This is a genomic window from Bifidobacterium sp. ESL0819, from assembly GCF_052606245.1.
Genome location: NZ_CP199587.1, coordinates 993,881 through 1,008,070, shown reverse-complemented (window position 1 = coordinate 1,008,070; position 14,190 = coordinate 993,881). Strand labels below are relative to the sequence as shown.

10 protein-coding genes are annotated in these 14,190 nt (G+C 58.5%); all 10 read right to left on the bottom strand.

What is annotated here, in order from left to right; genetic code table 11:
* Positions 1–80 precede the first annotated feature (80 nt).
* The 10 genes from ACUIAD_RS04305 to ACUIAD_RS04260 all read right to left on the bottom strand — a co-directional run bounded on the left by ACUIAD_RS04305 (position 81) and on the right by ACUIAD_RS04260 (position 14,180).
* Positions 81–2,075, bottom strand: coding sequence for a family 43 glycosylhydrolase (locus ACUIAD_RS04305; protein ID WP_445342876.1), 1,995 nt, complete (start codon positions 2,073–2,075; stop codon positions 81–83).
* Positions 2,076–2,284: 209 nt separating this feature from the next.
* Complete coding sequence (locus ACUIAD_RS04300) at positions 2,285–3,082, bottom strand: HNH endonuclease family protein (RefSeq protein WP_258333106.1); 798 nt, start codon at positions 3,080–3,082, stop codon at positions 2,285–2,287.
* Positions 3,083–3,136: 54 nt separating this feature from the next.
* Positions 3,137–3,985, bottom strand: a complete 849-nt coding sequence (locus ACUIAD_RS04295; RefSeq protein WP_445342875.1) for an aldo/keto reductase — start codon at positions 3,983–3,985, stop codon at positions 3,137–3,139.
* A 129-nt stretch (positions 3,986–4,114) separates the two neighbouring features.
* Complete coding sequence (locus tag ACUIAD_RS04290; RefSeq protein ID WP_445342874.1) at positions 4,115–5,638, bottom strand: class C sortase; 1,524 nt, start codon at positions 5,636–5,638, stop codon at positions 4,115–4,117.
* A 158-nt stretch (positions 5,639–5,796) separates the two neighbouring features.
* Positions 5,797–6,624 (bottom strand): hypothetical protein, encoded by an 828-nt coding sequence (locus ACUIAD_RS04285; protein WP_110451697.1) that lies wholly within the window; start codon positions 6,622–6,624, stop codon positions 5,797–5,799.
* 193 nt (positions 6,625–6,817) lie between these two features.
* Positions 6,818–8,824: a pilin N-terminal domain-containing protein gene (locus tag ACUIAD_RS04280; protein WP_445342873.1), complete on the bottom strand. Its 2,007-nt coding sequence runs from the start codon at positions 8,822–8,824 to the stop codon at positions 6,818–6,820.
* Between the two features lie 198 nt (positions 8,825–9,022).
* Entirely contained in the window at positions 9,023–10,537 is a 1,515-nt protein-coding gene (gene araA / locus ACUIAD_RS04275) for an L-arabinose isomerase (protein ID WP_445342872.1), read from the bottom strand.
* Positions 10,538–10,585: 48 nt separating this feature from the next.
* The gene (locus ACUIAD_RS04270) at positions 10,586–11,278 is read right to left on the bottom strand and encodes an L-ribulose-5-phosphate 4-epimerase (protein ID WP_445342871.1); all 693 of its coding nucleotides are present in this window, start codon (positions 11,276–11,278) and stop codon (positions 10,586–10,588) included.
* Positions 11,279–11,341: 63 nt separating this feature from the next.
* Positions 11,342–12,955: a xylulokinase gene (locus tag ACUIAD_RS04265; RefSeq protein WP_445342870.1), complete on the bottom strand. Its 1,614-nt coding sequence runs from the start codon at positions 12,953–12,955 to the stop codon at positions 11,342–11,344.
* A gap of 103 nt (positions 12,956–13,058) precedes the next feature.
* Positions 13,059–14,180: a LacI family DNA-binding transcriptional regulator gene (locus ACUIAD_RS04260; protein WP_110451692.1), complete on the bottom strand. Its 1,122-nt coding sequence runs from the start codon at positions 14,178–14,180 to the stop codon at positions 13,059–13,061.
* Between the last annotated feature and the right edge of the window lie 10 nt (positions 14,181–14,190).

Genomic DNA, 14,190 nt, shown 5'->3' with positions numbered 1-14,190 from the left:
GTTTTGACGCCTACTCCTTCCAATTATTGGTACAACTGTGTACCAATGTCTTGTTAAGTATAATCTGTAGCTCTGGATTGTCAATTCAGCGCCTCAAAACGCCGCCGACGGTACCTGGCCACAACCATCAACAGAAGGCCCGCAGCCACACAGCCAGCCACAAAAACGGGAGTGAGGCCTGTATCGATGCCCGTATCAGCTAAGTCGGAGCATGGATCCTTGCTCCGGCCGACGGAATGAGCTGGCAGGGATTTATCTGACCCTGCAGAACCGGACGCGGACCCTCCATGACCCGTCGGAAGCGCATTCCCGCCCTGATCAATCACATCGTCGGTTTCATTCTCCTTTTCTGGCACACCTGTCAGAGACACGTCATCCACATCCAGGGTCTGGCCCGAACTGCCAGAGGCCACAATAGTGATCCTGGTCTGCCCACCAGTCAGATCAACTGGCAAGGAGGCCTGCCTCCAGGCTGCTCCAGTGGAGGCTGCCAGGTCGATTTCCGAGGTTTTCCCGCTTGATTCAATTGCAATCCTGGCCCGATCCATGCCTTTGGGGTTCGCATAGGAGAGTTTAAGAAGGAAGCGGCCCGCGTGCAGGGGAACGTGTCCCGCCGCACCCAAATCCTGAACGATTGAAGCGCTGCGGGATCGTCCTGGGGCGAACCGCAGGTTAAAGTCGCCCACTCGTCCATAGCCATCGGCTACATTGGTCACAGCATCTGGATTGACCCGTCGCCATCCGGCGATATCGTCAATCAACTTACCGTCCTTATCCTTATACCCCTGCTCGCCTACCGCAACCCTGTCCGCTTCGAAGGAGCCGTTGAGCACGTAATCATTGGCATCGTCAATCGACCAAAGGCCAGTGCCTGCATCCAACTTCCACCGGCTCATCGAATTGAAGCGAGGCGTGCCTGAATCATCAAAACTCAGCGGATTCCACTGGTTGTAGCCAAGCCCATTGCCCGCAAAATCAGCCCATCGATCGCCGCAGTGGATGACGGTCTCTGCCCGGCTGCCATGCAAGGTGTAGTAAAAACCGGTCTGAGTGATGTGTCCGAAATCGGTTTGGCTGCCATCCATGATCACAGTCCGATTGACGGGCTGATATGGGCCGAAAATATGATCCGCTACCTGAAAATGGATTCGGGAAGCATCCCACCCAAACAGATCGGAACCAGCCAGATAATACCGGCCAGCATGCTTGAAAAGCGCATTGCCTTCGCGCCCGAAGCCCTGGTAGAGCTTGGTGGGTTCCAGCAGATCCACTCGACCGTCTCTGGCGCCTATTCTGGCTGCCCAGACACTGCTCCGGCCACTTCCATAGGAATAAATCAGATAACCCGTGCCGTCCTCATCCTGAAAGACGCTCTGGTCCCCGGTATTGCTGGTGCCCAGCCCGTAATCGCGCATGTCGATGCGCCTCTGGGCCTTGAACGGACCAGTAGGCGAATCGGCCGTAGCGATCAGCACTTTTTTATCAAACTTGCGACCGGTAGCATCCGTGGGCATCTCATGCTGGATAAGCATGGCATAGGTGTGCAACTCAGGAACGTACGCAACCCCCATTCTGCACACCCAACCTGCATGGCGACCACCGAAGTCACTGGAGAATGCATCCGCCTGCGCCCTGTCCAACGCCACGCCTTGATACCGCCAATCGGTCAGATTGCCGGATTTGTATACATCCACTGAGACGAAATCATTGCCCGTGAGCGCATGGGTAGGGTTCTGACGATAAGTTTCAGCCTGGGAGAAGTGGACACCGTACCAAAAATGAGAGACCTTCCCCGTGGCAGGATCCGGAAAATCGAAAATCCCTCCGCCCTGCATATACATTGGGTTACCGTCAGCGTCATCCCAGAAACGATCATTGGCGATCAGGCCGTTCCCGCCTACAGAATCGGACTTCTGCCCCGTTTCCTGCGCGGCAACCGCCTTTGGCGCTCCGAGGGACAAACCCATAATCGTAGCCAGAGCGACAAGCAGAATGGCTATTTTCCGCCATTCCAGCATGCGGTCCCGTATGTAGTGTCCATTCTTTCGTATATGTGAGCCGATATTGTCGCTCATAGCCAACCTCCCTGTTGCTTATGGTCGCGGTCATGGAACCAGAGACTGACTGGTTTCCATGTAGTTGGTACAACTGTGTACCACACCTTAATAATAGTATCACACCGTAAAGGTCGGCTCAGTGTAAACAGTCAGGCCATGAAGCTCTTCTTATGCAAATAAACCCGCACATGGCAATCTGTTACCGCTTATCAGCGCAAGGCCGGCGCTCAGCGATCCTGCGGGAGCGGCTGGCCCGGGCAGGTATGAAGAACGGCCAGCATAGCCTGTTTTTCCGAGCTGGTGACGCTCAGGGAGTACTTGTCCTTGACTGCTATCTGACGAGCCACATAGGAGCATTGATAGTCCTTGTTCTCCGGCAGCCAGTAATCGGCCGAGGCGCTCCCCTTGGCCTGGTTGGCCGGACCGTCCACAGCAAGAAGATTATAGGGGTCGTTGCCAAAACGGTAGCGATGGGCCGTATCCCACTTGCTGGCTCCTGATCGCCAGGCGTTCTCCAAGGCGACCACATGGTCAATCTGCACGGCAGAGCTGGTTTTCGGCCCTCTGACGAATTCGATGGTCCGTCCGGTGTAGGGGTCCTGCAGACGACCGCTGGCTACCTTGCAACCGCCGGGAGTCGTGGTACGCAGGTCAGTCAGGTCGCGGGTCAGCACATCCTCGCGTACGTTGCAGCCGTTTCCGTCCTCATCAGTCTCCTTGAAGCCGAAGGCCTCACGCCGGTACTGGCGGCCGGGTCGGTTTTGATCGTTCACCGTCAGGCCCTGCAGAGTCTGAGCCGCATCGCCCGTTGCCGTATATCGTCCGGTCAGCCGCCCGACACCACCGTTGACCCTAGGAAGTATCAGTCCGATGGAGATGCCTAGGACCACAGCCACTACCAGAAGGATCAGCACCCGTTCCGTAAGCGACTCGCGGCGGAAACGGGCAGGGGCGGGATTTCGCCGGAACGAACCGTACCGGCCGCGGCCTCGATACCGATATCTTCTGCGTCTCGGACCGGTCATCTACCGCCGATACCTCCTATGTCGACTGCATGCATGAATCATCCATGATAGCGTTCAGGCGTAAGCGTAGGTCATAGGGTCGTGTCCTGCACGCACGGAGGAGTCCATGGCATCGATGGCGGCATGTTCCGCAGAGGTCAGACTGAAGCCGAACAGGTCCAGGTTCTCCGCCTGCCTTTCTCTGTGTACAGACTTGGGGATGATGATGGTTTCGTTTTCAATATGCCAGCGCAGCACCACCTGGGCTGGCGTTACCCCGTGAGCCTGAGCGATTTTCTCCAGCCTTTCGCCGCCGGCTGCCAGGTCTGCGCCGCGCGCCAATGGCGAGTATGCCTGGACGGCGATGCCGTGCTTCCTGCAGAAAGCCGTCACCGTGCGCTGTTGCCAGCTGGGGTGCAGCTCGATCTGATCCACGGCGGGATACTCCCCCGTCTCCCTATGCAGACGTTCCAGATGCTCCGGCAGGAAGTTGCAAACCCCCAGTGTCCGCACCCGCCCCTCATCACGCAAGCGATGGAATGCGCGCCAGACCTGGTCGGCCCGCCAATCGAACGGGGTGGGCCAGTGGATCATATACATGTCGACATAGTCGGAGCCCAGCAGGGCCAGCTGGCGGTCGAAAGCCCTTAGAGCGCTGTCATAGCCCTGTTCGGAGTCACGCAGCTTGGTGGTCAGCCAAAGGCGGGCACGATCAGGACCACTCTGACAGCCGAAGTCCTTGAGGCCACGGCCCACGCCCCCTTCGTTTCGGTAGCCAGCTGCAGTATCGATGTGACGATAGCCCAGTTCCAAGGCAGAGCGCACCACTCCCGCGGTCTGATCATCGTCGATTCTGAGGACCCCTAGGCCAACCTGCGGAATGTGGTTGCCATCAGACAATAAAATGTCGGGAACTGCTGTCATGGTCCACACCTTCCCAGAAGGCGACCCAGCAGTCTGCCGGGCCATGCTCGCTCCATTCTAGGACCAGACACAAGCACGGTCACGATAGAACAGGCCCATGTGGACAAACCTGCCCGCCCATGCACCAGCCTAGTATTTGGTGATGCCGAAGAAGTACAGCAGATGGGTGTCGAACCAATGGTAACCAAGGTCAAACACGGGCAGGAGGCTGATCCGCATCATCATTCCGACGGAGCCCCAGGCGAAGAAGAGGGCGAGCAGGGCCAGCAGCCACATAAAGGCGCTGCAGGTTTTCCGGGTTTTGATCAACCGACGACGGCGAGTTGCTGCTGATCGAGTCTCGTACTCATGACTGGCCATAATCGTGGCCAAGGGCTCCCCCGCACTCCCAGGTGCTGTCGCCCGAGACCCCAGGTGCTCCATCTGCTCCAGGTCACGGCGGCAGTTGCGTCGGCGACGCGAAAGAAGGTACCAACCCAACAAGCAGGCTGCAAAAAGGGCCAGGAGCACCCATACCATGTAGAGGGGCGCCCCCTTGGGTCTGGTTGGAGGCACATCATCGCCAATGTAGTGCCCACGGACAATCAAGCGGTGGGAATTGATGCCATAGGGGTAGCAAGTCAGCAGGGTCACATAGTTGGAATTCTGAACAGGCTGCAGTGCACTGACATCGGTGGGCTTAATGACCTTGATTTGGTCGACCTTATAGCTCATATGACGTGTAAGCACCCGTATCTGGAAGACATCCCCCTTGCGCAGCTGGGTCAGGTTGTCGAAGAGCATGTAGCCGACCTCGCCAGTGTGCCCCGTGATGACAGCGTGAATAGTCCGGTTGTCTGTAGGTACATGGGTGGTGGCGATGTGACCAGTGCCGTCCCTGAGCACCTCATCGCTGGTACCGTGACGCACGGGTAGCTTGACATTGATCTTGGGTATATCCACGTAGGCCATCATCCCCTTGCCGTCCACATTGAGGATCTTGTAGTAGCGGCCTAGTGGCTCTTTGACTTCTGCGTACTTGAACGGGTCTCTCAGGGTGGGCTTGCCCAGTTCATCATCGTACTGCTTGGCATCATGCCACATGGCTCTGCGTTGGGCTGGCGACAGTGCGGCCACAATTTGATCATAGTTGTCCACTGCGGCGGAATTTTCGGAGTAATTGACGTAAGCAGCCAGCAACGGGTAAAGGAAGATTCCCAGACCAATCAGGAAGCCTAAAGTCTCCAGGAGCCCGAATCCCCTTCCTGACTTGGAGGCCGTTCGACCGCTCGTCTTCACCGACTGGCTGGCATTGGCACTTGAGGAGGCGGTCGCTGCCACGTGATCCGAAATTCCTTGTTGACCCTCGCCTTGGTCGGTACGTTCAGCCGCAGCGATTATCGGAGCCGACATTCGTGCTTCACCCGAAACCCTCATCGGAGTCCCTATTGCATCTGAGGCGCCCGATTGCTCTGGCCCATGATCTTCATCGACTTTCAGGGCGGCATCGGTCGGCGCGGCAGCGGAACTGGGAGGATAGACAGGCGGTATGTCCGTTTTTTCTGCAGGCTCACCCGCCAGGGATGCGTCATGGATGAAAGAGCTGGAGACGCCATCGCCCTTGTCATTAGCGTGGGTTGTGTCCAGAGTCACCGGGTCAGAATCCTGGTCCATTGCGTCCTTCACCATTCTGCTTTTCAAATAGTCCAGTTTGATAGTCCTCGACATGCAAGAACCGGCGGCACCTGTATGATGTCGTCGGTCCTTATGCATCCACATAGATGCCTTCGATGTCAAGCAGTGACACCATCCCGGCACTGCTATGGAGATAACTAACGCTCATCCCTGTTCCAGGATCGGGCGACCACTGCCAGATAAAGGCCCAATGCGGCCAAGATCATGAGCAGAATGCCGGGCGCCAACATGGATACACCAGTGGCTGCCAATTTCCCCGGCTCGGGGCGCACAATCGGGACCTCTTGAGACACAGTCACGAGTTTGGGGCTGATGGTCACATCATAGAGCGGATTGACATCACCCTGCTCCCGATAGAGCGGCAACTGCACGACCACAGGGTCGACCTTTACCTTTTCTCCCTTGGGTGCGGCCGCTAAAGTGACCAACCAGTATGAGGCGTGGAAGTAGTCGCCGTCAAAAACAGCGGGGCTTCCTCCAACCAGGCTAGGCGTGTCAAGATCAAGCTGTGCTCCGGTGAGCCAAACGCCTTGGGCTTTCGCTTCAGACGCATTGGTGATGGTGCCGTCCTGGTCAGAGACGCCATAATACTCAGCTGGCTGTGTCGTGTCTTTGAATGCATCCGGATTGGCAGCCACCTCTTTGCTGAGGGCTGCTTGAGCCTTATCAACACCAGGATTGCTGTCAAGCGCTTCTACTCGGCTTTTGAGAGTGGCAGCGTCCAATTTCAGAGCACGAAAGACGTAACCTGCCCCTGCAGATACAGGAGGCTTCGGCAGAATGCTATTCTGACCACCTTGAACCGAGTTTCCTTTTTTGAGCTGCACCGTCAGGGTCGGGTTGACCGTCGCCGCCTCTGCTGCCGGCGTCACATCAAAAGCAGCCAGACCTAAACAGGCCAAAGCCGCAATCAAACAGGGCAAGACCCGGTGAGCAAGGCATTTCGGCAAGGCAATTCCCTTCATAAACCTTCCCTTCCAAGGCCGCCTTTCGACGACGTGGTTACGTCGGATCCGCCAGTCCAAAAGAAATCAGACCAGCATTCCGACAGGTACGAACCGATCAAAATCCACGGTCCGTAAGAAAATGGCGGACGATTCACGGAGGAACCATCCGCCACCTGGTCACCTCATAGGATACTTGATGTGACCGTGATCATCAGGCCCTAGCAGCGTTATTACGCCGACTCCGGGCATACAGGGCTCCGCCCATGATCAGGGCGCCAACAATCAGCAGCAGCACAATGCCGCGGCCACCAGTCAGAGGCAGGGCCAATGGCGAGTCGCCTTCGGTCGTCTTGTAGTGAGCCAAGTACTTGGAGACAGCCTGGTTGTTGAAGGTCATCTTAGTCCCTGCGGGTATTTGCTCAGCAGGAGCATCGAACTTACCAAAGTTCAGCTTGGTATAATCTGGCTGAATAGTGGCGTTGCGCCCATACTCCTGAACGATCTGCGTCTCGGTTTTACCTGCATCCGCGAAAGTGATCGTTTGGAAGGGGATGCCGGGGTTGCGCCAATTCTCTGGAGTCTTGGTCTCAACCAACTGCCAGTTGACGTTCTTGACAGTCTTGTCAGCTGCCCTGGCTTCATCTCCAAAGATAGGCAGAGCCGCAAAGGTTACCAGACCTTTATTGTTGGCCGTAGCCTTGTAAAGCTGGACACCTGCTGGGGCGGCACCCTCAGCATAGAACTGACCATCCGAAGCCAGATACTTGTCTATCGAATCAGCATTCTGAACCAGACGGTATTCAGTACCGGGCAGGGCTGCAAAACTCGTGTTCGCATTCTGAACAGAGCCAAAAGCGATTGCGGCATTGGTCACATTCGTATGATCCTGTTCAGGATCCTTGGGCGTACCGTCATCATTCTTGTTCTCGCTGTAGTCAGATGCAGCGTCGTTAACCACGCCGCCGGTGCCAGTGGAATCGCCATTGGCGGTCACCTTTGCTGTATAGGTAACCTCCAACTCCATCTCCGATGTTCCGACGCCTTGTGCCTTGGAAGCACCACTGGCGGTAAAGAAGTCGAATACCCAGTAAGTCACGTCGCTCGTAGGCACATCAGCAAACATATTCTTTGTGGCGTCGTTCAGACGAGCAGGATTCTTATTAGTATTGACATCCTTAGCGAAATCATCAGCTGTCAAGTTCACAACCTTGCCGGTGGTATCCCGAATATCAGCCTGAACGGAGTCTGGATTACCCTGCAACGAGCTTGACATACGATCGGCGATCCTTACATCCTTGCCCTCGCCTTTCAGCTCCTTGACATCAAGCTTACCGTCATTCTGCTTGGGAGAGCTTTCGTTGTAGAGCTTCTGAGACAGCTTGTACGTGATCGTATCACCGGCAACTGCTGTGATTTGATTCTTCGGGTTGCCGTTAGCATCCTGCACGCTTTGCACAGTCTTAGTGAAAGATTGCTTGGTGACGTTCTTCGGATACAGGTGAAGATGGTAGACAAAACCACGAGTCTGGTTTGCATCCGTCCCATTGGTTGCATAGGGCAGACCAAAGAAGGAGTTGGCGGCGGTCTTGTACTTGTTCTGATCAAGCTTATTCGGATTCGAGGAATCGAAAGCAGGAGAATTGGCGGTGTTCTCGCTCAGAATATAGTAATGACCTTTGCCTGCAGGGAAGGTAGCTACTGTACTAGTCGGCTTCCCATTTCCATCGCCTTGGTACCAGGTGTCAATGACACCCTGACCATTGGTGACACCGGCAAATTTCGTCGTCCCGCTCTTGGCCTCCCAGGTTTCTGGGTCATCGGCCTTAATATCAGCCAGGGTCTTACCGGCGCCCTTAGGCTGAACCTCTTGAACGTTAAAGAGGATGCCCTGGGCAGGAGTGAGATTCTTCAACTTATTGCCATCAGCGGCAGAGCCGGTAGGCGCAAACCCCTCGGTCATGGACAGATACTTGGTGACCGTCAGCTGAGGGACCTTGGTTTCGTCCAGTGCGCCAGGTACAAACTGGTCCTCGCTAGTGAATCCATAGTCTTCATCGGCTGAAGCCTGAGTAACTGGCAAGACAACCATGCCTGCCAGAAGCGTAGCTCCGGCAACCGCTAAGCCTAAAAGCTTAGGGAGCCTTATCCCTTCATTATCTCGTTGCATGTGCATGCACGCATTCCCTTCTTTATTAAAAGGCACAGGATGGCCAGGCACATCTTCGCCTCCCCAACCGTTCACTTCCCCGACTCAGGGGGGTTGGCAATATGTCAACCTTTGGACATGCCACTATTCCCATTGCCTAATCATCACTGTACCGGCAAAATAAAGACAACGCAAACTGACAAGCCGAATATGCAAAGGCCCCGCCACACTGAATGGTCGGGGTCTTGCAATTTTACTTGGAGCAGGTGCTCAGTGCCGGTTGTCCAGCCGGTGGTAGAGCTCAGCCGCACGCAGATCGTCCTCGAAACGCCGGGGTTCGGTATTCTCGTCGATGACGGCCAGCTCCACGCCAGCTATCCGGGCGAAGTCCTCCCAAGCCTCACGGCCCACCGTAGTGGTCATGCAGGTATGGTGGGCTGCGCCGGCGCGCAGCCAGCACTCAGCCGATACCTTGAGCGAAGGCCGCGGCTTCCAGAGCGCACGGGCTACAGGCAGCTTGGCCAAGGACCCGCCGGGCTCGACCACGTCCACGACATTCATAACCAGACGGAAGCGTTCGCGTACATCCGCCAGGGAAACGACCACAGCATCGGTGCAAGGCGTAGCTGTAAAGACCAGACGCACCGGGTCCTCCCTGTCGCCGATGGACAGGGGGTGGATCTCCAGGCGAGGCCGTCCCTCGGTCAGCAGCGTGGGCGAGACCTCCAGCATGTGTGCGCCCATGATCTCCTCGTGGCCGGGCACGAAGTTATAGGAGTAGTCCTCCATGAGGGAGCAGCCTCCCTTGAGCCCGTAGCCCATGACGTTGCCGATCCGGATCAGAACCGAAGTCTTCCAGTCGCCCTCTGCAGAGAACCCGTACCCGTCAGCCATCAGCCGCTGGGCCCCCACGCCGGGCAGCTGACGCAGGCCTCCAAGATCCTGGAAGTTGTCCACGGCTGCGGTGGCGCCTACCTCTTCCATCATGGCCCGCATGCCGAGCTCCTCGCGGGCAGCCACCACCAGGGAGCCGTATCGGGAGTCCAGAAGCTCGGGAGCCACCTCATAGCTGCGCTTGTAGTCCTCGATCAGATCCTTGATCTGATCGTCCGTGACGGCGCTCACATGATCCACCAGCTCGTTGACCGGCCAGGTGTTGACGGAGACGCCGAAGACCCTCTCGGCCTCGGTCTTGTCGCCTTCGGTGACGGCGACATCGCGCATGTTGTCGCCCCAGCGGCAGACCTTCATGTTGTTGGCGGCATCCCAGCCAGCGCAGGCGCGCGCCCAGACGCCGATCTTGTCGGCAACCTCAGGGTCGGTGTAGTGGCCGACCACGATCTTGCGCGGAATTCCCAGCCTGGTCAGAATGTAGCCGAATTCACGGTCGCCATGGGCCGACTGGTTCAGGTTCATGAAGTCCATGTCGATGGTGTCCCAGGGGATCTCCACATGGTGCTGGGTATTCAGCTGCAGGAGCGGCTTGCGCAGCTTCTCCAGACCCCGGATCCACATCTTGGCAGGACTGAAGGTGTGCATCCATGCCACTACGCCGATGCAGGCCGGGTTCGACGAGGCATCGATCATGAAGTTCAGGATGGAATCCGAATCCTTCAGGGTGGGCTTGAGAACCAGCTTGACCGGGATTCGCCCCGAGTCGTTGAGGGACTTGGCGATGTCTGCCGCCTGGATGCCCACCTGGCGCAGCGTCTCCTCACCGTAGAGGTCCTGCGAACCAACGGCGAACCAGAGCTCCTTGCCCTCGAAGGGATTGTTCATGCTCATACTTGCTCCTTTGCTTATGCCTTTGTCAAGTGCTATTGCCCAGCCAGCTCAGTGCTGGCCGTAGACGTGCTGATACCGGTCATTGAGCTTGGCTATGTCAGCCGGATCGATGGGCTTGGGCGTGCCGATCTGCTCAGCTGCCCAAACCGTATGGGCGACCTCCTCGGTCATAGCCGCCGCCTTGACTGCTGCCTCCGCATCGCCTCCCACCGTGAATGGCCCATGGTTGCGCATGAGCACGGCTGGGCAGCCCGGATGATCCTTGAGGGTGTCGACCACGCCCTTGCCGATGGCCTCCGATCCGATCAGCTCGAAGGGGCCTACGGGCACGGGACCGCCGAACTCGTCGCCCATCATGGTCAGCACACAGGGAATGTCCCTGCCGGTGGCCGCCCAGGCAGTGGCATAGGTGGAATGGGTGTGGACCACGCCGTAGACCCCGGGCATGTGCCGGTAGATATACGCGTGGGATAGCGTGTCCGAGGAGGGGGCCTCAGCGCCGTCCACCACGTTGCCGTCCAAATCGGTGACCACCATGGAGCCTGGGGTCAGGTGCTCATAGCGCACCCCCGAGGGCTTGATGACCATCAGATCGGCAGAGCGCAACCGCTGCGAGACGTTACCTGCCGTCCAGACCACCAGATTCCACCTGGTCAGCTGCGCGTGCAAGGTGGCCACCTGCTCGCGCACCAGTTTCACCTCGTCGCGCACCTCGGGTGAATAATCAGCCAAGGACACCATCTGCAACTCCTTTTCCCGGCCCGATCCGCTGATCCGGCCGCTTGACGTTTCCGGTTCCCAGTCTCACCCCTGCAGGGGGATGGTCTTCACGGCCGCCTGCTCAATGGGCAGGCCCTTGGCAAAGCGGTCAAAGAAGGCTCTGAAGCCCTTCACATCGGCCGGATCCGGCTGCTCGGTCGTGGACTGAACGCCTGCAAAGACATTGGCATCCAGGTAGTCAGCCAGGGTCTGGTCGGCATGACCCAGATAGTCAGCCAGGACGGCCATGCCCCAGGCGCCCCCCTCCACAGCAGTTGACATGACCTTGATAGGGGCGTTGAAGGCGGCGGCCAGGATTCGCTGGGCCACCTTGGGCGTGGCGAAGATGCCGCCGTGGCCGACCATGGTGTCCACCTGGACATGCTCCTGGCGGGTCATCACTTCCATGCCGATAGTGACCGGCGAGAAGGCCGAGAAGAGCTGGGCCCGCATGAAGTTGGCCAGGGTCATCCGCCCCTCGGGACCGCGCGCAAAGACCGGGCGGCCCTCCTCAAGGCCAGCCAGGAACTCCCCGGAATAGAAGCAGTAGTTGATCAGCCCGCCAGCATCCTTGTCTCCCTGGAGCGCCTGATTGAACAGGGTGGCGTAAAGCGCATCCCCCTTGAGCTCCAGACCGGCGGCTTTGGCGAATTCCCCGAACAGCCCCACCCAGGCATTCAGGTCCGAGGTGAAGTTGTTGGCGTGGCTCATGCCAGCCGGATCCCCAGCCGGCGTGGTGACCGGATCCACCTCGGGGTGGAAGTCACGCAGGGGATGCTCCAGAACCACCATGGCGAAGATGGATGTGCCCGCAGAGACATTGCCGGTGCGGGGACGAACCGCGTTGGTCGCTACCATGCCGGTTCCCGCGTCGCCTTCGGGCGGGGCCATGGGCACGCCGGGCTGCAGATTACCACTGGGATCCAGCAGGGCGGCCCCTTCTGCGGTCAGCGCGCCCGCATCGCTGCCGGCGGTCAATGGCTCAGGCAACAGGTCGTGGATATCCCAGGGCTGGGCCTGGACCTGGGGCAGCCGGGAGAAGATTTCCAGCAGGCCCTGGTCAAACTCCTTTCGAGAGGAATCGATGGGAAACATGCCCGATGCGTCGCCGATGCCGATGACCTTGCGTCCGGAAAGCCTCCAATGCATATAACCGGCCAGCGTAGTGACGTAGGCGACCCTGGACACATGCTCTTCGCCGTTCAGGATGGCCTGGTAGAGGTGGGCGATGGACCAGCGTTCAGGAATGTTGATCTTGAAGATCTTCGACAGGTCCTCATGAGCCTGGCGGGTGTTGGTGTTGCGCCAGGTGCGGAAGGGCACCAGCAGCCGACCACCCTTGTCGAAGGCCAGATAGCCGTGCATCATGGCCGAAATTCCCATGGCGCCGATCTTGGTCAGCGTCACCCCGTATTGGCGACGAACGTCTTCTGCCATGGCCGCGTAGGCCGCCCGCAGTCCCTGATGGATCTGATCCATGGAGTAGGTCCAGAGACCGTCCTCCAACCGGTTCTCCCACTCGGCATCCCCGGTGGCCAGCGTTCGGTAGTCGTGGTCGATCAGCACAGCCTTGATGCGGGTGGAGCCGAATTCGATGCCCAGGCTGGTCGCACCCTCCTGCAGTTCGCTAACGATGACGCCTTGTTCGCCGACAACCATGTCTGCTCCTTTGCCTGATATGTTAACGCTCACATAGCCTATTTGCGATTGTATCCAAGACAAGAGCATCAGGCAAGCCCGAGGGGATGCGAGCCGAGTGCGTTCAGACGCGCTTTGCTGCGTAGCCCAGAGACCGACGCTGAATCACATCCGCCTGAATCAACCCCACCCCATGATGAGTGACCGGGAAGTCCACAGCCTGCCCTTGGTGGAGCAGGGCAAGGACCTGCCGCATAGTGGCCACGCCCAGCTCCTCGAAGCGTGGACGAACCGTCGCCAGGGGCGGAAACATGTTGTCCACGGTAGGAACGTCGTCGAAGCCCACCAGACTGATGTCGCGGGGGATGCGGATGCCGTGCTCCTGCAGGGACCGGGCCACGCCCACGGCCTGATTGTCGTTTGCGGTGACCACGGCCGAGGGCAGGGAGGTGCCGTTCATGCCCCGCTGATCGATGAGATGGTTCATGAGGGTGTAGGACTCACCCGCCTCCCAGCTTCGGGCATGAACCACAGCCGTCCGTATGCGGCAGCGGGCGCAGGCGACCTTCCAGGAGGCCAGACGGGTGGCTGCATCCCGCCACTGCGCAGGACCAGCCATATAGAGCACTCGTCGATGGCCACGGGAGACCAGCAGCTGGGCCAGTCGCTGCACAGCGCCCCACTGGTCGATCCCGGTCATGGCGATACGGCCGTCGCCCCGCCTGCGGCTCAGGGCTTCCTCGACGCTGGTGATGCCATGGGTGGAAGTGACAATGACACGAGGCTGGCTTACCTCCACCCGACAGGCGGCCTGGAACATGGTGTCGGTAGGCGTCAGAAAGATGAAGGCATCCACGTTCTGTTCCAGGAAGGTGCCGCAGAGCTCCTGGAATCCGGCAAGGGTGCAGGCTGACTCGTCCACCATCATGACCGACATGAACAGACCATGGGAACGGGCCACGGTCTCGATGGCCGTAATCGATGAAACAGGCCCGAAGAGACTGACGCCGCCAGCCACCAGTCCGATGGTTCGGCTGCGGCTGGATGCCAGAGCACGCGCGGAATTGCTGGGGCGGTAGCCCAGCTTCCTGATAGCCTGCTGAACCTTGATCCGCGTAGCCGGAGATACGTCCTTGGAATTGTTGATGACCCTGGACACGGTCTGGTGGGAGACCCCGGCCAGCCGGGCAACCTCGAACATGGAGGGGCGCTTGGACCGTGACCTGCCCCCGTTGCCTGCGGGCATGTGACCTTCT

Bases quoted from the DNA above. Each gene is read 5' to 3' on its own strand.
- ACUIAD_RS04295 (WP_445342875.1), bottom strand. From the start codon at position 3,985: ATGACAGCAGTTCCCGACATTTTATTGTCTGATGGCAACCACATTCCG.
- ACUIAD_RS04270 (WP_445342871.1), bottom strand. From the start codon at position 11,278: ATGGTGTCCTTGGCTGATTATTCACCCGAGGTGCGCGACGAGGTGAAA.
- ACUIAD_RS04300 (WP_258333106.1), bottom strand. From the start codon at position 3,082: ATGACCGGTCCGAGACGCAGAAGATATCGGTATCGAGGCCGCGGCCGG.
- ACUIAD_RS04290 (WP_445342874.1), bottom strand. From the start codon at position 5,638: ATGGACCAGGATTCTGACCCGGTGACTCTGGACACAACCCACGCTAAT.
- ACUIAD_RS04305 (WP_445342876.1), bottom strand. From the start codon at position 2,075: ATGAGCGACAATATCGGCTCACATATACGAAAGAATGGACACTACATA.
- ACUIAD_RS04265 (WP_445342870.1), bottom strand. From the start codon at position 12,955: ATGGTTGTCGGCGAACAAGGCGTCATCGTTAGCGAACTGCAGGAGGGT.
- ACUIAD_RS04285 (WP_110451697.1), bottom strand. From the start codon at position 6,624: ATGAAGGGAATTGCCTTGCCGAAATGCCTTGCTCACCGGGTCTTGCCC.
- araA (WP_445342872.1), bottom strand. From the start codon at position 10,537: ATGAGCATGAACAATCCCTTCGAGGGCAAGGAGCTCTGGTTCGCCGTT.
- ACUIAD_RS04260 (WP_110451692.1), bottom strand. From the start codon at position 14,180: ATGCCCGCAGGCAACGGGGGCAGGTCACGGTCCAAGCGCCCCTCCATG.